The 18516-nt window shown below is 69.0% G+C and carries 18 protein-coding genes and 1 tRNA gene; 14 read left to right on the forward strand and 5 right to left on the reverse strand.

The window, feature by feature from the left end; translation table 11 throughout:
* Positions 1-152: 152 nt before the first annotated feature.
* A complete protein-coding gene (locus tag ACPCJR_RS08305; RefSeq protein WP_391511705.1) occupies positions 153-1643 on the reverse strand; it encodes a protein adenylyltransferase SelO in 1491 nt (496 codons plus the stop codon).
* Between the two features lie 335 nt (positions 1644-1978).
* On the opposite strand from ACPCJR_RS08305, the gene ACPCJR_RS08310 reads away from it, so the two are divergent.
* Positions 1979-2413, forward strand: a complete 435-nt coding sequence (locus tag ACPCJR_RS08310; RefSeq protein ID WP_391511706.1) for a helix-turn-helix domain-containing protein — start codon at positions 1979-1981, stop codon at positions 2411-2413.
* 141 nt (positions 2414-2554) lie between these two features.
* Complete coding sequence (locus ACPCJR_RS08315; protein ID WP_331285369.1) at positions 2555-2743, forward strand: hypothetical protein; 189 nt, start codon at positions 2555-2557, stop codon at positions 2741-2743.
* Here the strand turns inward: ACPCJR_RS08315 and ACPCJR_RS08320 are convergent.
* Complete coding sequence (locus ACPCJR_RS08320; RefSeq protein ID WP_391511707.1) at positions 2740-3069, reverse strand: hypothetical protein; 330 nt, start codon at positions 3067-3069, stop codon at positions 2740-2742. The genes ACPCJR_RS08315 and ACPCJR_RS08320 overlap by 4 nt on opposite strands.
* Before the next feature lie 459 nt (positions 3070-3528).
* Positions 3529-3604 (reverse strand) — tRNA-Lys (locus ACPCJR_RS08325).
* Between the two features lie 197 nt (positions 3605-3801).
* Here ACPCJR_RS08325 and hemC point away from each other — a divergent pair.
* On the forward strand, positions 3802-4731 hold the full coding sequence (hemC, locus tag ACPCJR_RS08330; RefSeq protein WP_391511708.1) for a hydroxymethylbilane synthase: 930 nt from the start codon (positions 3802-3804) through the stop codon (positions 4729-4731).
* Between the two features lie 90 nt (positions 4732-4821).
* Here the strand turns inward: hemC and ACPCJR_RS08335 are convergent, their stop codons facing one another.
* Entirely contained in the window at positions 4822-5886 is a 1065-nt protein-coding gene (locus ACPCJR_RS08335; RefSeq protein ID WP_391511709.1) for a GSCFA domain-containing protein, read from the reverse strand.
* Positions 5887-5929: 43 nt separating this feature from the next.
* Here ACPCJR_RS08335 and ACPCJR_RS08340 point away from each other — a divergent pair, with 43 nt between their 5' ends.
* Positions 5930-6946 carry a WcbI family polysaccharide biosynthesis putative acetyltransferase gene (locus ACPCJR_RS08340; RefSeq protein ID WP_391511710.1) on the forward strand — a complete coding sequence of 339 codons (1017 nt, stop codon included), beginning with the start codon at positions 5930-5932 and terminating at the stop codon, positions 6944-6946.
* A 19-nt stretch (positions 6947-6965) separates the two neighbouring features.
* Here the strand turns inward: ACPCJR_RS08340 and ACPCJR_RS08345 are convergent, their stop codons facing one another.
* Positions 6966-7364 carry a response regulator gene (locus tag ACPCJR_RS08345; protein WP_391511711.1) on the reverse strand — a complete coding sequence of 133 codons (399 nt, stop codon included), beginning with the start codon at positions 7362-7364 and terminating at the stop codon, positions 6966-6968.
* A 102-nt stretch (positions 7365-7466) separates the two neighbouring features.
* Between ACPCJR_RS08345 and ACPCJR_RS08350 the strand changes: the two genes are divergently transcribed.
* The 10 genes from ACPCJR_RS08350 (at position 7467) to ACPCJR_RS08395 (ending at position 18510) form a co-directional block, all read left to right on the forward strand.
* Positions 7467-7826, forward strand: coding sequence for an Hpt domain-containing protein (locus tag ACPCJR_RS08350; RefSeq protein ID WP_391511712.1), 360 nt, complete (start codon positions 7467-7469; stop codon positions 7824-7826).
* 300 nt (positions 7827-8126) lie between these two features.
* Positions 8127-8639 carry a peptidoglycan-associated lipoprotein Pal gene (gene pal, locus ACPCJR_RS08355; protein ID WP_391511713.1) on the forward strand — a complete coding sequence of 171 codons (513 nt, stop codon included), beginning with the start codon at positions 8127-8129 and terminating at the stop codon, positions 8637-8639.
* Positions 8640-8747: 108 nt separating this feature from the next.
* Positions 8748-9758, forward strand: coding sequence for a tol-pal system protein YbgF (ybgF, locus tag ACPCJR_RS08360; protein WP_391511714.1), 1011 nt, complete (start codon positions 8748-8750; stop codon positions 9756-9758).
* Entirely contained in the window at positions 9755-10792 is a 1038-nt protein-coding gene (tilS, locus tag ACPCJR_RS08365) for a tRNA lysidine(34) synthetase TilS (RefSeq protein ID WP_391511715.1), read from the forward strand. Before ybgF ends, tilS begins: the two co-directional genes overlap by 4 nt.
* A 137-nt stretch (positions 10793-10929) precedes the next feature.
* The gene (gene ftsH / locus ACPCJR_RS08370; protein ID WP_110353113.1) at positions 10930-12858 is read left to right on the forward strand and encodes an ATP-dependent zinc metalloprotease FtsH; all 1929 of its coding nucleotides are present in this window, start codon (positions 10930-10932) and stop codon (positions 12856-12858) included.
* 131 nt (positions 12859-12989) lie between these two features.
* Positions 12990-13739 (forward strand): sulfite exporter TauE/SafE family protein, encoded by a 750-nt coding sequence (locus tag ACPCJR_RS08375; RefSeq protein ID WP_391511716.1) that lies wholly within the window; start codon positions 12990-12992, stop codon positions 13737-13739.
* A 174-nt stretch (positions 13740-13913) separates the two neighbouring features.
* On the forward strand, positions 13914-15254 hold the full coding sequence (gene glmM, locus ACPCJR_RS08380) for a phosphoglucosamine mutase (RefSeq protein WP_110353115.1): 1341 nt from the start codon (positions 13914-13916) through the stop codon (positions 15252-15254).
* 236 nt (positions 15255-15490) lie between these two features.
* Positions 15491-16354, forward strand: a complete 864-nt coding sequence (locus ACPCJR_RS08385; RefSeq protein ID WP_391511717.1) for an outer membrane protein — start codon at positions 15491-15493, stop codon at positions 16352-16354.
* 176 nt (positions 16355-16530) lie between these two features.
* Entirely contained in the window at positions 16531-17385 is an 855-nt protein-coding gene (locus ACPCJR_RS08390; RefSeq protein WP_391511718.1) for an outer membrane protein, read from the forward strand.
* Positions 17386-17571: 186 nt separating this feature from the next.
* Complete coding sequence (locus ACPCJR_RS08395) at positions 17572-18510, forward strand: outer membrane protein (protein ID WP_391511719.1); 939 nt, start codon at positions 17572-17574, stop codon at positions 18508-18510.
* Positions 18511-18516 lie beyond the last annotated feature (6 nt).

Here is an 18516-nt window from a genome sequence, read left to right on the forward strand (position 1 = left end):
GCCCGCGCCCCAGAAGCCGTCAACTATCGCCGCATCCTTACCAGAAACTTGAAATATTCCATTCTCTCCGAAGTCTCATCATAGCATATGTTAATCGAACCTTTTGTCACGGGATCTTGCGGCACGCTCCTCACAGAGGGAATTATTCTTCCTCAAGTCCCGCAGAAAGTGCGATATTCACGCCCGCCACCCTCGGGAGCCTCGGCATAGCGCGCGCATTCGGGCTGATCGTCGTAGGGCCGCGCCAGGACCGTCAGCAGGGTCTCGAAGGGTCCGAAATCCTGCCGCTCGACGGCGGCCTCGATCATCTCCTCGACGCGGTGGTTGCGCGGAATGAAGGCGGGATTGACCGCGCGCATCGCCCGGCTGCGCGCCGCCGCATCCCCCGGCTCCTCGGCGAGCCGCCGGTGCCAGCCCTCCGCCCAACGGTCATAGGCGGTGGGGTCGATGAACAGGCCGCGCACGGCCTCGACCGCCGCCGGCCCACCCGCGGCGCCCGGCACGGCCTCGCAGAGGCGGCGGAAGGTGAGGGTGAAGTCGGCGCCGTTCTCGGCCATCGCCTTGAGCAGGTCGCTGGCCAGTTCCGCGTCCCCGTCGCACGCGGTCGTCAGCCCGAGCTTGCCCCGCAACCCGCCGAAATACGCGGCCTCGAACAGGCCCGCGAAGCCGCCGAGCGCCGCCTCGGCCTGCGCGACGGCGGCCGCCTCGTCCTCGGCAAGCAGCGGAATCAGCGCCTCGGCGAGGCGCGTGAGGTTCCACAGAGCGATGCGGGGCTGGTTGCCGTAGGCGTAGCGCCCGTGCCGGTCGATGGAAGAGAAGGCGGTCGCCGGATCGTAGGCGTCGAGGAAGGCGCAAGGCCCGTAATCGATCGTCTCGCCGGCGATCGACATGTTGTCGGTGTTCATCACGCCGTGGATGAAGCCGACATGGAGCCAGCGCGCGACGAGCTCGGCCTGACGGCGGACGACGCCTTCGAGCAGCGCGCGATAGGGCTGCTCGGCCGCCGCCGTCTCGGGATCGTGACGGACGAGGACGTGGTCGGCCAGCGTCCGCAGGCCCTCCACGTCGCCGCGGGCGGCGAAGAACTGGAAGGTGCCGACCCGGATGTGGCTCGAGGCGACCCGGGTCAGGATCGCGCCGGGCAGGACCGTCTCGCGGATCACGCGCTCGCCCGTGGTGACAGCGGCCAGGGCCCGCGTGGTCGGGATGCCGAGGGCGTGCATCGACTCGCTGAGGAGATATTCCCGCAGGACCGGCCCCAGGGCGGCTCGGCCGTCGCCGCGGCGGGAGAAGGGAGTCGGACCCGATCCCTTGAGCTGGATGTCCCGGCGGAGCCCATCGCGACCGACGACCTCGCCCAGCAGGATTGCGCGCCCGTCCCCGAGTTGCGGAACGAACTGCCCGAACTGGTGACCCGCATAGGCGGCCGCCAGCGGTTCCGCGCCCTCGGGCACTCGCCGCCCGGCCAGCACCTCGACCCCTCCCGGGGCTTCGAGCGCATCGGGATCGAGGCCGAGTTCGCGCGCGAGGGGCCGGTTCAATCGCACCAACCGGGGCGCCTCCACGGCCGTCGGCGCGACCCGCGCGTAGAAGCGGTCCGGCAGGCGCGCGTAGCTGTTGTCGAAGGGCAGGGGCAGTGTCATGGGCGAGCACCCGGTTCGAGGCGAGGTCGGCCGGAGCCGTGCGAGCGGTACAAGCCTCGGACGCGCCGAGCGGTTCGCGAGACGGGAACCGCCGTATTCGTCCGAAGGCCAAGCGGAGCCGTGCGTAACATCGACGCTTCCACCCTGACGTGAGCACGATCGCACGCCCTGACAACCATCCCGGCGCACCGTTGATGTCGAACCGATCGATCGGAGCGGTATCGAAGGATTTGGTGGACTAGAGCAACCAAATCGCTCACTTCTAAGTTGCTAGCCCCCACCCCTATCATCGGCGGCAAACGCGCAGCCGATTGCCAAAGCCGGAATATCGAATCATGAGCCTCCCCAGCGCGATGCCAAAGCGGGCAACAGAGCAGGATCGTATCGTCGGCGAGCGTATCGTGGCGCTGCGCAAGGCGAGGGGCCTGAGCCAGACCGCACTCGGGACCGCGGTCGGCGTGACCTTCCAGCAGGTGCAGAAATACGAGAAGGGCACGAACCGGGTCGGCGCCGGGCGCCTTCAGGAGATCGCCCGGCTGCTCGAAGTGCCGGTTTCCGCCTTCTTCGACGAGGGTGACGGAGCCGCCGGCGACGTGCAGACGGAAGTGTTCGGCTTCCTGCGCACGCCCGGCGCCATCGATCTGCTCCGCGCCTTCGACGCGATCGAGGACGACCAGAAGCGCCGTGAAGTCCTGGCGATCGTCCGCAGCGCCGCGCGTCTCGCTGCCGCCGCGACGGAGAACGGTCCTGCGCCCACGTCCGTGAGCTGACGCGCCAAGGATCGCGCCCTCCCTTGCGAAGCGCCATCGCGACGGTCCGGCGAGAGAGGAGGCGTGCGCAACCCTCCGAGGCTCCCGGACCCGGCTGCCCGACGGCTGGAAGGATCGCCCTGGGAACGATAATCTCCCGGGATGTCTCACCTTCGCCGGCTCGTCGATCCCGCCATTCTCGTGCTGATCCTGTCGCTGGTGGCCGGCAGCCTGTGGCTGGGCACGCACGAGCATGACAGCGATTTCGGCGCCGGCTTCGTCCTGGGGTTGATCGCGGGCGGATCGCTGGCCTTCATGGCCCTCGGATCTCGACGCCGGGGCGCCGATTAGCGGGCATCCGGGCGGCGCCGGAAACCGCTCAGGAATCGCGTGAGGCCGGCGACGATACCCGCGGCTTCGTTCTCCCGCTCCGGCTCTGGCGGCTCCGCATCCGCACGGCTGAAACGTTTGCCGGCCTCGAACAGAACCTGTTCGACCAGCGGCGGCCACGGCACGTCGTGCTCCTCGAGCAACCGAGCGGCGCTCACGAAAGCGACGAACAGTTCCCGCGAGGGCGGTCGTTCCGTCATCTGTGCTTCCAGGATGCGCTCGGCCGCCAGGGTCGCCAGGCGCGACACCTCGCCGATCTTCTCGGGTTGTGTGCCGGCACTCGCCATGTCGGCTCGCTCCTCAGCCCGCAATCACCCCCGATGCGCCAGCTGCTTGCCGCACGCCGGTCGCGACATCATCCACCGCCCCGTCGGCGCGTTCGAAGACGGCGGCGCGGGGACCGCGCATCTCGCCGCCCTGCCACTTTCATCTCTCCGAAACGACATCGGTTGCATCGATCACGAGCGCATCACCCCGAAAGGTGATGGCCGCGTGCCGAAAAAGAGGATGGGAAACGAATGCGGCCTGTCTCCCCCTGATCCCATCTCCAGGGCGACGCTTCGGCGAGCGCGCTGATCCCGCACGAACGCGGCAAGCACATCGATGGCTCGCAGACGGCACGCAGCAATCGACCTGCGCTCGAACGCGCGAAAAGTCTGTGAGCGATAGAGGCTGGCCGAGACACCACAGTCGCGCATCGATCTCAGCCGGATCGATCGAGTAGACTGCGAGGTATCTGAGATATTTGGTGGGCGCACTAGGGTTCGAACCTAGGACCCGCTGATTAAGAGTCAGCTGCTCTACCAACTGAGCTATGCGCCCGTAGCCTCTTTTGGGGAGGCTGCGTCGCCGGGCCACCAGTCCCGTGCGATGGCGGCGAAGTAGCAACGGCCGATCGGTCTGTCCACCCCCCTCGAACCATTTTTCCGGCGAAAGAGGTGGTTCGGTCCGAACTCTCGGGAGCGGGACCCTTTCGCCGCGGCGTGACGAGCGCCGGTGACTCGGCTACAGCGCAGGGTATGAACGACGCGCGCCCCCTGAGAATCGGCACCCGCGGCAGCCCGATGGCGCTCGCGCAGACCGGCATGGTCCGGGATCGGATCGTCGCGGCCAATCCGGGGCTGGAGACGGAGATCGTCGTCGTCTCCACGGTCGCCGACCGGGTTCTCGACCGGCCGCTCTCCGAGATCGGCGGCAAGGGCCTGTTCACGAAGGAATTGGAGCAGGCGCTCTTCGACGACGCCATCGACGTCGCCGTACATTCCATGAAGGACGTGGAGACCTGGCTTCCCGACGGCCTGGTCATCGCCTGCATCCTGGAGCGGGACGACCCGCGCGACGCCTTCCTGAGTGCGGGGGCGGCCGACGGCCTCGCGGCTCTGCCTGCGGGCGCGCGTGTCGGCACCTCGTCGCTGCGCCGGGGGGCGCAGGTGCTGATGCACCGGCCGGATCTCCGGATCGTGCCCCTGCGCGGCAACGCCAACACTCGCATGCGCAAGCTGGAGGCCGGCGAGTGCGACGCCACGCTGCTGGCCCTGGCCGGCTTGCAGCGGCTCGGCATGGAGGACGTGGCGCGCAGCGTGCTGTCGGTCGAAGAGATGCTGCCCGCGGTCGCGCAGGGCGCGCTCGGCATCGAGTGCCGGGCGGGCGACGAGGCGATCCAGGCGCTGCTGGCGCCGGTCGCCTGCGCCACCACGACCACGGCTCTGGACGCGGAGCGGGGCCTCCTGGCCGAGCTCGATGGCTCCTGCCGCACGCCGATCGCCGCGCTCGCGCGGATCGAAGGCGAGCGCCTGACCCTCGACGGCCTGCTGTTCCTGCCCGACGGAAGCCGCCACTGGGCCGTTCACCGCGAGGGAGCGGCCTCCGACGCCGCTGCGATCGGCCGGGATGCGGGAGCCGAATTGAAGCGGGCGGCCGGCGACATCTACTTCGCTCATCTGAAGTAGGGCCGCCTTTAGAGTGCCTGAAAAAACTCCTGGCCGCCGACGCCGCGCGCTCTGGCGAAGGAAGAGCGGCGGGAGTTTTTTGAGAGACGCTCAGGCGACGCTGCGCTCGATCGCCTCCTCGTCGCAGATGACGCCGGCCGTGCCGGCGAACTCCGCCTCGCTCGCCGCCGGCGCGGGACGCGGTGCCGTGCCAGCGCCGGAAGCGGGCACGAAGCTCGCCATGAACGCGCGCATCACGTGGGCGACGCCCGCCTCGGCGATGCCGCGCTGGTCCTCCTCGTAGTAGCGGCCCCCGTTGGTCTGACTCGTGATGATCTCGTAGGAGGGGAAGTAGACGAGGCGCGGATCGCCCCGGTCGCAGACTTCGCCGGCGGCCGCGCGCAGCACCGCCTTCGAATGCGCGTTCGCGACGAGCACGTGCCGGTCGAGATAGGTCGCGATCAGCGGGACCGGCGACACCGTCACGATCACCCGCGCGCCCGCATTGACGCTCCAGAGCCGGTCGAGGAAGCCGGTGAGGTCGGCGATGACCTCCGCCGTGCCCGCATTGACGAAGGCCGTCTCGGCCGGATCGAACTGGCCGCCCGCCACGCCCGGCGCGAGCGAGAGGGCTGCTCCGTCCGCGCGGCAGCGCCAGCCTTCGGTGAGGCCGAGCGTCAACACGAGCACGTCGAGGCTCTCGCAAAGCTGGCGCACGCGGGCGAGATGCTCCTCGCGCGCCGCGATCACCGCCGCCTCGTCAGGAAAGCCCTCCGGCTCGATGGTCGGGCGGAACGGATCGACGAAGCGTCCGTCCTCGCGTTGCCACGCCTTGAGCTGCGGATCGAAGGCGCCGAAGGCCCGGTCGAACAGCTGCACGAATTGGCGCGGGCCGTAGAGGTTGCCGTAGCGGGCCGAGAAGGTGCCGTACTGGCGTGCCTGCGCCTCTGCTTCGCTCATGCCGGCCGGGGCCGGTTCGGTAACGTGGTAGCGGAAGCCGCCGCGGGCGAGCGCCTGCGAGACCCGCTGGGCAAAACAAGAGCCCGCCGTCGCGACCCGGTCGGTGCGCGCGATGGGAAACACGCCCCGCGGCCCGGGATCGAGGGCGAAGGGTGCGACGCCGGCTACCGCCTTGCGCCAGAATTGCTCGGCCGGTAGATCGCGGTAAGGGTTCATCGCCTGATCCGATCCTGGACGCCCGCGAGAGGCCGCGCCACGCTTGGCCCCGCTCCAACGCCTTTTCAAGCCGGCCGCCGAAGCCCTGGGAGCGACGTCCTTCTCGGGGCGATCCTGGGCGAGACCGTGGCGGCAGCCCGCCGGCAGGCCGCGCATCGCGGTGATCGGGAACTGTCAGGCGACCGGCGTGGCGCAATCGCTGCGCCTGCTGCTGCCCGCGGCCGAAGTGGAGACGATTCTGCTCGCGGGAGCCGGCCGTCGCTTCGGCACCGTCGACCGGCTCGCACCCCACCTGCAAGAGCACGATTTCGTCTTCTCGCACTTCTTCCCGGTCGGGTTCTTGGCGGGCGGCAACGTTCACGCACTGGCGGCGCGCGTGCCGGCGCTGCGGCTCTTCCCGACGATCCTGTTCTCCGGCTTCCACCCCGATCTCGTGCATGTGGGCGACGAGGCGAGCCTGCGATTGTCGCGCCTCGTGCCCTCTCCGATCGGGGCCTATCACTCGGCCATCGCCCTCCAGGCGTTCCGGCGGGGCCTGAGCGTCGATGCGGCCCTGCGGATGTTCGACGGACCCGTATTCGAGCGGCTCGGCTATTTCGATCATTGGGAGGCGAGCGCCGCCTATCTCCTTCGCACCGCCCGCGACGTGGGCTTCGGCCTCGAACGGGAATTCGCGCGCTGGAGCCGCGGCGGCATCTTCATGCACGTGATCAACCATCCGCGCCTGACCGTGCTCGCCGACATCGCCCGCCGCCTCGCTCGTGAGGCGGGCTGCGACCCGCTCGACATCCCGGTCGAGGCCTACGCGCCCGATGCGCTGGCGGCCGAGCCGGTCTGGCCGGTCCTGCCGGCGATCGCGGAACGCTACGGCGTGGCGGCCTCGACGCTGTTCAAGGGCGACGGTCGACGCGGCCCGCCGCGCCTGCTCGACCTGCCCGACTTCGTCGCGGAGAGCTTCGCGCTCTACGCCCGGCACCGGCCGGACGATCTCGGCTGCAGCCGCGTCACGGCCTGGGAGGCCGATGCCGGAATCGGCGCGCTCTTCGACGAGGCGGCCTGACCGTCCGATCGAACACGGCTCAGCCGGCGACCTGCAAGGCGTCCTCGGCGCCATTCGAGGCGGCCATCATGGTGGCGAGCGCCAGGATCTCCCGCGGCTCGAAGGGCTTGCGGACGTAGATGCTCCCCGAAACCGTGCGGCGCTCGGTCCGGGCCGAGGTCGAGGCGTAGATGATCGGACGGTGCGGGTGCCGCTCGCGATAGGCCGCGGCCACCGTCCAGCCGTCGATCAGGCCCGGCAGGTGGATATCGGTGAAGAGCCAGTCGATGGCCTCGCTTCCGGCGCGCAGCGTCGTCAGCGCCGCCTCGCCGCTGGAGGCCGCGAGCACCCGCATGCCTTCCTGCTCACACAGCCGGGTGAGCAGTTCCAGCAACAGGAAATTGTCCTCGACGATGAGGACGGTGGGCGCCACGCGCATGGCCCTTGTCCGAGTGTGTGTCCCGCCATCACACGCCGGAACGGTTAACACATCGTTAACGAGCTTGGGGTAGGACAAACTCCGGTGGTGCCGGATGATGGAATGAACGTGCACGACGAGCGGATGCCCGCCTCTCCCCAGCCGATCGCCTTCGATGCGCAGGCGCTCTCGGAACTCGAAGACCTGTTCGGCCGCGCGCGCCTGCTGGATCTGCTGACCATGCTCGACCGCGAGATCGAGAACCGGCTCGACACGGCGGTGGACGAGCCCAGGCAACTCGCCCGCGACGCCCACAGCCTCGTCTCGTCCAGCGGTGCACTGGCCTTCCAGGAGCTTTCGGGCGCCTGCGCCGCGCTGGAGCGCGCCTGCCTCACCGGCAGCGGCATCGCGGAGGCGCTCGGCACGGCGCGCCACGCCGCCCAGGACGCCCGCGACGCGATCGCGACGCTTCGGGCCGACTGATCACGCGCACTGTCGCCGAAAACGGCAGGACGAACCGCTTGTTGCCGCGCCGCAACATCGGACGCCAAAGCGCAGCTTTCGCCGCGGGCGCCCCCCGTGTGCCGCAATTCTCGCCAGAACGCTGAAGCAGCCGAACGCGAGCGGCGCCGGTCCGGTGACGGACCGCACCGCGAACGGTCAAGCTTCGGCGCATGACGATACGGCGGGTGTGCCGTGACAGACACTTAACCATCCGCGGTTACACACACCCGCAACTGGAACGACAACCGGCACGGCCCGGCCGTGGCGAGGAGAGAGACGATGGCGATACCCGCGCGTTACCGTGGGCTTTCCCTGACGCTGGCCCTTTGCGCGGTGCTCGGACTCGGCGCCTGCAGCAAGGACAACGACCTGGCCGACGCCTCCGGCTTCGGCGCGGGCGGGGCCGGCGGCCCGGCCCGGCCCGGAAGCGCCCAGGACTTCGTCGTGAATGTCGGCGACCGCGTCTTCTTCGAGTCCGACTCCACCGACCTCACGCCGACCGCGACCGCGACCCTCGACAAGCAGGCCTCCTGGCTGCAGCGCTATTCGCGCTACTCCTTCCTGATCGAGGGCCACGCCGACGAGCGCGGCACGCGCGAGTACAACTACTCCCTCGGCGCCCGCCGCGCGCAGACCGTGCAGGACTACCTCGCCTCGCGCGGCATCGCGTCCTCGCGGATGCGGACCGTGTCCTACGGCAAGGAACGCCCGGTGGCGGTGTGCAACGACATCTCCTGCTGGTCGCAGAACCGCCGCGCCGTCTCCGTCCTCGACGGCGGCGCCGGCTCCTGAGGCCCGAGCAACCGAGATCGGCGCGTCCAGTCCGGTTTTGCGGCCGGCCGGGCATCTGCTAGGGGAAGAGACGGCCGCGAACGAGAAGTCTGACCGGTGCCCGTCGCCATGCTCCGCCGCCTCCTCCTGACCCTCGGCCTCGGCCTCGCCCTCGTAGGGCCCGCGCGGGCGCAGGACGCGTCGGAACTCATCGTGCGCCTGACCCGGCTGGAGAACATGTCCCGGCAGATGTCGGGGCAGATCGAGACGCTCCAGTACGAGAACCGGCAGCTCAAGGAGCAGTTGCGGAAGTTCCAGGAGGACGTCGAGTTCCGCTTCCAGGAAGGGAAGGGAAGCGCGGCCGCGCCTGCCGCCCGTCGTGCGCCTGCCCCGGCCGCTTCGCCACCTTCCGCCGCGCCCTACGGCACCAATCCGGGGGAGGGGAAGCCCGGCAAGCGCGGGGACGCCTTCGACCCCGAGCAGAACCCGAACGCGCCCGGCGCGCCGCGTCAGCTGGGCACCACCCAACCCTCAATGCCCCTGCCGACCGGCGCCATCGCCGAGGCCGAAACGCCCCTGCGCCGCGCCGTCCCCCCGACGGTCGCCGAGGGTCCCGACAGCGAGGGCGACGACATGAACCTGCCGCCGCCCGGCCTCGGCGGCCCGGTCGACCTCTCGCCCCCGCCGGCCCGCACGGGCTCGATCGGCGCGGTCGAGGCTCCGGGTGCGAGCATCGCCGCCACGGGCAGCGGTGACGCGCAGGCCGATTTCGAGGCGGCCTACGGGCTGATCCGCGAGCGGCAGTACGAGCAGGCCGAGATGAGCCTGCGCCAGTTCATCCAGTCGCATCCCCGCGACCGGCTGGTGCCCAAGGCGACCTACTGGCTCGGCGAGAGCTACCTCCAGCGCAACCGCTCCCGCGAGGCCGCCGAGCAGTTCCTCAAAGTCTCGACCGACTACGCCAACTCGCCCGTCGCCCCTGAGGCGATGCTGAAGCTCGGTGCCTCGCTGCACGCGCTCGGTGCCAAGGCCCAGGCCTGTGCCACGCTGGCCGAGGTGGAGCGCAAGTTCCCGGGCGCGGGAGCACAGGTGCGCCAGAGCGTCGAGCGGGAGCAGAAGCGCGCCCGCTGCGCGGCTTGAGCGGCACGAACCCGACCGCCTCCCTCGACGAGCGGCTCGCCCGCGCGCTTCGCCCCGCCCTCGCCAGCGCCGACGGCCCCGCGCTTCTCGCCGTCTCGGGCGGCCCGGATTCGATCGCGCTGATGCACGCGGCGTCCCGCATCGGGCCGGCCGACCGGCTCTTCGTCGCCACCGTCGATCACGGTCTTCGCCCGGAGGCCGCCGGGGAAGCCGCGGGCGTCGGGCAGCTCGCCGCCGCACTCGGGCTGGCGCACGCCGTCCTGCCCTGGGCGTCGCCGCGGCGTGGCAGCCGGGTCCAGGCGGAGGCGCGCTCCGCCCGCTACCGGCTGCTGGCGGAGCATGCCGCTCGGCTCGGCGCCCGCCTCGTCCTGACCGGCCACACCCTCGACGATCAGGCCGAGACGGTGCTGATGCGGCTGATCGCCGGCAGCGCACCGGCCGGTCTCGCCGGCATGCCGCACCTGCGCCCGCTCACCCCCGACATCCGGCTCGCGCGCCCCTTCCTGAGTGTCGCGAAGGCTGAGCTGGTGGCCTATTGCGAGGCGCAGGGCCTACCTTTTTTGCGCGACCCCTCGAACACCGACGCGCGCTTCGCCCGCGCGCGGCTGCGCCGCCTCATGCCCGAGCTTCAGGCCGAGGGTCTGAGCGCCACGCGTCTCGCGCGTCTCGCGGAGCGGACGGCCCGGGACGAATCGGCTCTGGCCGAGAGGGCGGACGCCGTGTTCGCGCAGCTCGCTTGTGCCGAGGCGGGGGGCACCCTGCTCGATGGCGCCCGCCTGCGCGAAGAGCCCGAGGCGATTTGCCTGCGCGTGTTGGACCGGGCTCTGGAAGCCGTCGCATCCAGTCTGCCCGATCCCGTGCCGAAGCGGCTGGAACGGCTGGAAAGCCTTCTCTTCGACGCCCTGCTGCCGGCGCTCAGGGAGGGCAGGGCGCTGCGCCGAACGCTTCGCGGAGTGCTGATCGAGGCCGATCGGAAGGGCCTCATGCGCCTCGCCGCCGCGCCGCCGCGCGGAAGCCGAAACCCCGCACGCTAACGCTTCCACGGCACCCTCGCCGCAGGGGCAGCCGATTTACTTGGCAAGGGGAGGGGCGCCGCCTACATTGGCTGCGAGTGCGTGGGGCATGCCGCGACATTGCGGGACGAAACCCGAACGCCTCCCAGGACCGATCGATGAACCCGAATTTCCGCAACTTCGCCCTGTGGGTCGTCATCTTCCTGCTGGTGCTCGCCCTCGTGACCCTGTTCCAGAACCCGGGTCACCGCGGCGGCGGCAGCGAGATCGCCTACAGCCAGCTCCTGAACGACGCCGATGCCGGCAAGATCCAGTCCGTGACGATCTCCGGTCAGGATGTCAGCGGCACCTATGTGGGCGGCGGCAATTTCTCGAGCTACCTGCCGAACGATCCGAGCCTCGTCTCGAAGCTGCAGGCCAAGGGCGTGCAGATCACCGCGCGCCCGCCCTCCGACAACACCCCCTGGTTCATCCAGCTCCTCGTGAGCTGGCTGCCGATCCTCGTGTTCATCGGAGCCTGGATCTTCCTCTCGCGCCAGATGCAGTCCGGAGCCGGGCGGGCGATGGGGTTCGGGAAGAGCAAGGCCAAGCTCTTGAACGAGGCCCATGGGCGCGTCTCCTTCGATGACGTGGCGGGCGTCGAGGAGGCGAAGGAGGATCTCCAGGAGATCGTCGAGTTCCTGCGCGATCCTCAGAAGTTCCAGCGCCTCGGCGGGCGCATCCCCCGCGGCGTGCTGCTCGTCGGCCCCCCCGGCACCGGTAAGACCCTGATCGCCCGGGCGGTCGCGGGCGAGGCCAACGTCCCGTTCTTCACGATCTCCGGCTCCGACTTCGTCGAGATGTTCGTCGGCGTCGGCGCGAGCCGCGTGCGCGACATGTTCGAGCAGGCCAAGAAGAACGCGCCCTGCATCATCTTCATCGACGAGATCGACGCGGTGGGTCGTCACCGCGGCGCCGGTCTCGGCGGCGGCAACGACGAGCGCGAGCAGACCCTGAACCAGCTCCTCGTGGAGATGGACGGCTTCGAGGCCAACGAGGGCGTCATCATCATCGCGGCGACGAACCGTCCCGACGTGCTCGATCCGGCCCTGCTGCGTCCCGGCCGCTTCGACCGCCAGATCATGGTGCCGAACCCGGATGTGACCGGTCGCGAGCGCATCTTGCGCGTCCACGTCCGCAAGGTGCCGCTGGCGCCCGACGTCGATCTCAAGACCATCGCCCGCGGCACCCCCGGCTTCTCGGGCGCCGACCTGATGAACCTCGTCAACGAATCCGCTCTTCTCGCCGCGCGGCGCGGAAAACGCATCGTGACGATGCACGAGTTCGAGGATGCCAAGGACAAGGTGATGATGGGCGCCGAGCGGCGCACCCTGGTCATGACCGAGGACGAGAAGCGCCTGACCGCCTATCACGAGGGCGGCCACGCCATCGTCGCCCTCAACGTGCCGGCCACCGATCCGGTCCACAAGGCGACGATCATTCCGCGCGGTCGGGCGCTCGGCATGGTCATGCAGCTGCCCGAGCGCGACAAGCTGTCGATGTCGTTCGAGCAGATGACCTCGCGGTTGGCGATCATGATGGGCGGTCGCATCGCCGAGGAGATGATCTTCGGCAAGGACAAGGTGACCTCGGGCGCCCAGTCCGACATCGAGCAGGCGACGCGGCTGGCCAAGATGATGGTCACCCGCTGGGGCTTTTCGCCGGAACTCGGCACCGTGGCCTACGGCGACAACAACGACGAGGTCTTCCTCGGCATGTCGATGGGCCGTCAGCAGACGGTCTCGGAGGCCACCGCGCAGAAGATCGATGCCGAGGTGCGTCGCCTCGTCGAGGCCGGCCTCGAGGAAGCGCGCCGCATCCTCTCGGAGCACAAGGAGGATCTCGAGGCGCTGGCCCAGGGTCTGCTCGAATACGAGACTCTGTCGGGCGACGAGATCCGCAAGCTGCTTCAGGGCGAGCCGCCGGTGCGCGACTCCGGCGACGTGCCGCCGACCCCGGCCCGCGGTTCGCCGGTGCCCTCGACGGGCCGCGGCCGTCCCCGCGGCACCGATGGCGGGCTGGAGCCGAGCCCGCAGCCCCAGGGCTGAGGAAACACGGCCGAGACGGGAGAAAGGGGCGCCGCGAGGCGCCTCTTTTTTCTTGGATTTCGGTCTGCGGTGCGGGGCGCTGCACCCGGCCGCAGTCCGATGACGGAGCGAGAAACGTCGGGACGAGGAACGTGGCGACTTCGACCTATCTCATCGTCGGCCTCGGGGCGGCGCTCGCCGGCTTCGTTCAGGGCCTGTCGGGCTTCGCCTTCGGTCTCGTCGCGATGTCGATCTGGGCCTGGGTGATCGATCCGCAACTCGCGGCGGTGCTGGCGGTGATCGGCGGTCTGGCCGGGCAGGTGGTTGCTGCCGTCTCGGTCCGCCGCGGCGTCGATCTGCGCCGGCTGGCGCCCTTCCTGCTCGGCGGTCTCGCCGGCATCCCCCTGGGGGTCGCCCTGCTGCCGCATCTCGACATCAACTGGTTCAAGACGATCCTGGGAGGCTTCCTCGTCCTGTGGTGTCCGGCGATGCTCCTGTCGAAGGACTTGCCGCGCATCACGGGGGGCGGGCGGTTCGCGGATGCCCTCGCCGGGCTCGGCGGCGGCGTGGGGGGAGGGCTCGGCGGCTTCTCCGGCACGCTGCCCACGCTCTGGTGCACGCTTCGCGGCTACGAGCGGGACGTCCAGCGCGGCGTCATCCAGAACTTCAACCTCTCGATGCTGGCGGTCACCCTGGCCGTCTACCTGCCCTCCGGGCTCGTCACGCGCAGCATGCTGCCGATGATCGCCGTGGTGCTACCCGCCATGCTGATCCCGACGCTCCTGGGCACCCGCGTCTATGTGGGCTTGAGCGAGGCCGGCTTCCGCAGGCTGGTCCTCGGCCTGCTCACCGTGTCGGGCGTCGTCCTGCTGTCATCGGGTCTGCCCGGGCTTCTGGCGTAGCGCTCGCCGTCTTCGCTTCCCCGGGTTCCCCGGTCGACCACGCGCGACCGCCGCATTTCGACCGCCTTTAGCCCTGAGCAACCGGTTCACCAAGCCTGACATCCGCGCGGCGGATCGGGCCCCGATCTGATATCGTGGTCGCCTGCGAACCACGCCGAGCGCGGAGAAGCGACGTTGCGCAAGTACTTCGGAACCGACGGTGTGCGCGGCCGGGCCAACGGCGTCATCACGCCGGAACTCGCCCTCAAGGTCGGCCAGGCCGCGGGCGTCGTCTTCCAGCGCGGCGACCACCGCCACCGCGTGGTGATCGGAAAGGATACGCGTCTTTCCGGATACATGATCGAGACGGCGCTGGTCGCCGGCTTCACCTCCGTCGGCATGGACGTGCTGCTGCTCGGCCCGATGCCCACCCCCGCGGTGGCGATGCTGACCCGCTCCATGCGCGCCGATCTCGGCGTGATGATCTCGGCCTCGCACAACCCCTTCGAGGATAACGGCATCAAGCTGTTCGGTCCCGACGGGTTCAAGCTCAACGACGATGTGGAACTGGAGATCGAGGGGCTGATCGACGGCGACATGCGCCGACGCCTCGCCGGATCGCGCGATCTGGGCCGCGCCAAGCGCATCGAGAGCGTCCACGCCCGCTACATCGAGTTCGCGAAGCGCACCCTGCCGCGCCACGTCACCCTGGACGGCCTGCGGGTCGTCGTCGATTGCGCCAACGGCGCCGCCTACCGCGTCGCGCCGGAGACGCTGTGGGAACTCGGCGCCGAGGTGATCGCGATCGGCGTCGAGCCGGACGGCTTCAACATCAACCAGGATGTCGGCTCGACCGCGCCGGCCCACCTCGTCCAGAAGGTGCGCGAGCTGCGCGCCGATGTCGGCATCGCCCTCGACGGCGACGCCGACCGCGTGCTGATCGTCGACGAGAAGGGCCAGAAGGTCGACGGCGATCAGCTCATGGCCGCCGTCGCCCGCTCGTGGATGGAGGACGAGCGCCTCACCCAGCCGGGCCTCGTCGCCACCATCATGTCGAATCTCGGCTTGGAGCGCTTCATCAACGGCCTCGGCCTGACGCTCGCCCGGACGGCGGTGGGCGACCGCTACGTGCTGGAGCATATGCGCGAGCACGGCTACAACCTCGGCGGCGAGCAATCGGGCCACATCATCATGTCCGATTACGCCACCACCGGCGACGGGCTGGTGGCCGCCCTCCAGCTCCTCAGCGTCGTGAAGCGCCGCGACCTGCCGGTGAGCGAGGTCTGCCACTGCTTCGAGCCGCTGCCGCAGATCCTCAAGAACGTGCGCTTCCGCTCCGGCGAACCCCTGCGGGCCGATTCCGTGATCACGGCCATCGCTCACGCCAAGGACCGCCTCGGCGCGTCGGGCCGCCTCGTGATCCGTCCCTCGGGCACGGAGCCCGTCATCCGCGTCATGGCCGAGGGCGACGACCGCGATCTCGTGGCGGAGGTGGTGGACGAGGTCGTCGATGCGGTCACCCGTGCGGCCGCCTGAGGCGCTGACCCGCAGGGCCGCGCTCCGTGCAACCACGGGGCTCGATCATCCAAAGATTGCACCGGCCGCGACAATCTGAAGTCCGGCCGAGCTTTGGGACTGATCGGCCCTGGATGGAACTCGACAAACAAGACTAATTTTTTACGTTAAGTACGACTTAACCTTCATCAAGCATCCTTCACCTCGCATCTCGGGCCGGCCTGTGTTTCGGCGCTCGAAGGGTGAAGGATATCGTCATGCGCCGCCGCTCCGATTTTCCCGCATTGGTGCGCTCCCTCACGCTCGTTGCGGGCGTCGGGACGCCCTGCCTCGCGCAGGCCGCCGACCTGTTGCCGCCGCCCCCGCCGCCCGTTCCGATGGCCGAGCCCGCCGAGTTCGCGGGCGGCTGGTACCTGCGCGGCGATGTCGGCTACGGCACGCTCGATCTGCGCAAGACCATTGCCGAGGACGTTTCGCACCCGTCCAAGCCGTACGACTACGTCGCCCTGCAGGACAAGCTGCAGAATCAGTACTTCATCGGCGGCGGTATCGGCTACCAGATCAATCCCTGGCTGCGCGTCGACGCAACCGGAGAGTACCGCTTCCGCACCAAGTGGAAGCTGTTTGCCGAGGACAAGACCGGCGGCGATACCGGCGGATACAACCTCACCGAGGGCCGGTTCGACTCCATCGTCGGCCTCGTCAACGGCTACGTCGATCTCGGCACGTGGTACGGCGTCACGCCCTTCATCGGTGCCGGCGTCGGTGTCGCCCATCACAGCTTCGGCGGCGTGACCGACAAGGGTTACGGCAACTATTTCGGCGGTTACGGCATCGGCCCGCGCAACGAGCGGACCAACTTCGCCTGGGCGCTGCATGCCGGTCTCGGCTACGACATTGCGCCGAACCTCAAGTTCGAAGCGGCCTACCGCTACCTGAACATGGGCGAAGCGACGACCGGCGTCGTCACCTGTTCGCTCGACTGCCCGAAGACGGTCTACCGCGTGAAGGAAATCGAGTCCCACGACGTGAAACTCGGCTTCCGCTACCTCCTCGCCGCGCCGGTGGCCGTGGCGGCCGTCGATTACGCGCCGCCGCCACCTCTGGTACGCAAGTACTGATCCATTACAATCAATCCCACAATATAACGGCGCGGATCACGTCCGCGCCGTTCGTGTTTTCGGATCATCATTGATGCGCCGGCATTAAGGTTAAGTCGATCATAACCATTGTCGGCCTAAAGATGAGCCGATCGCGGCGCGACTGCGCCGGCCGGCGTTCCCCGATGAGGCTCTTCATGATCGTTCCGCACCGTCTCGTGCTCGCGGCCACGCTCGCGACCGGCCTGCTCGCCGCCGGCCCCCTCGCCACGCCGGCCGCGGCGGCGGACCTGCTGCCCCCGATGCCGCCTCCGCCGATGCCGGTCGCAGCACCCGTCGCGATCGGCAGCGGCTGGTACCTGCGCGGCGACTTCACCCAGAGCTGGTACGAGCATCCCCGCGACGCCGTGCTGCCCGATCCCAACGATCCCGGCATGCCTCCGCTGGTCGGCCTGCGCCTGAGCCCGGAACCCGGCTACGGCGGCGGCGTCGGCTATCAGATCAATCCGTGGCTGCGCATCGACGCCACCATCGACCAGCGCGTCGCCTCGTCCTTCCGCGGCTTCTCCTCGCGCTCGGTCTTCCAGACCGGCTACAACCTCGAAGCCGGCAAGCTCGACGTCCTGACCGGCCTCGTCAACGTCTACGCCGATCTCGGCACGTGGTACGGCTTCACGCCCTATGTCGGCGCCGGCATCGGCTTCGCCGACAAGCGCATGAGCCGCAACTACAGCCAGACCACCTGCCTCATCGACGGCTGCGACGGGTCCCCCGGCACCGGCCCGCGCGACCCGGCCCTGCGCGCCAGCCACTCCGTCACGACCTTCGCCTGGGCTCTCACGGCCGGCATGTCCTACGAGATCGGTGCGGGCCTCAGCCTCGACGCGGCCTACCGCTACATCGATCTCGGACGGGCCAAGAGCGGCCTGGACGCCTATGGCGGCAGCACCCGCCTGAAGGATCTCACCGCGAACGAATTCCGGGTCGGCCTGCGCTACCGCTTCGCCGACACGCTGCTGCCGACCATCCCCACCAACGCCTACGGCCATTGAGCCGAAATCCGATACCGCAAACCCCTTCGCGGCGTCCGGCTTCGTGCCGGACGCCGTTTTCGTTTCAGGCACGAAGCGCGTCCGCAGACAGCTCGGCCAGCGAACGAACCAAAAATTAAGGTTACCGAAGTAAGACATTTAGGTCAGCCCGGCTCTCATCCGTCCCGGTGCTTGAGGACGACGACGATGCGTTTCGCGACCTTGGGTCTTGTTGCTGCTGTCCTGGCGTCGCCCGCCTTCGCCGCCGATCTCGATTACGGCGTCCTGCGCGGCTCCGACGACGATTACGCGGCGCCAGCTCCGATCATCGATTGGAGCGGCTTCTACGTCGGCGGGCATGGCGGCTATTCCTCGACCGCCATGGGCTTCAAGAACGCCTTGCAGCCCAGCTTCGCCGAACGGCTTCGAGCTCGGGACATCGAATCCGAATTCGGCGTGTCGTCGCTGCTCTCGCTGCCGTCACGGCGTGAACATGGTGGCACCTACGGCGCATACGCCGGCTACAATGTTCAATTCGATGAATTCGTCGCGGGCGTCGAAGTCGACTACACGCGCTTCAACCAAACGGGCAGATCATCCGCTTTCATCGGACGTGACTATACGACCGCGGCCGGAAATTACGATACGGCTATTCTGTCAGGCGTCGCAAGCACCAAGATCGAAGATTATGGGACAATCCGCGGTCGCGCAGGCTACGCCTTTGGCGACTTCCTGCCGTTCGTGACGGCGGGCCTCGCGATCGGGCGAGCCACGATTACGCAAGAGGGCTACATTCAAAATTTCGGCTACGACCGAAACGCCTACACCGCCAACCAGGCACAGACGACCGGCGCCCAGGTCGCGGTGGCGAACCACGGCTACGCACGGTTCAACCCCAACTATCCGCAGCCCTTCTCGACGCCCGCTGGCGGTGGCGTCCAGACCGTGCCCGCGCCCGCAGCAGTGGTCGTTGCGCGCTCGAAGAGCCGGACGATTGCCGGCCTCGCGCTCGGTGCCGGTCTCGAATACGCCCTCACACCGAACATTATGCTGCGCGGCGAATATCAATACGTGCTGTTCGACGACTTCGACGGTCACAAGGCCAACATCAACACCGTCCGCGGCGGCGCGGCCATCAAGTTCTGAACGCAT

This window comes from Methylobacterium sp. NPDC097929, assembly GCF_049543375.1.
Taxonomy (GTDB): Bacteria; Pseudomonadota; Alphaproteobacteria; order Rhizobiales; family Beijerinckiaceae; genus Methylobacterium.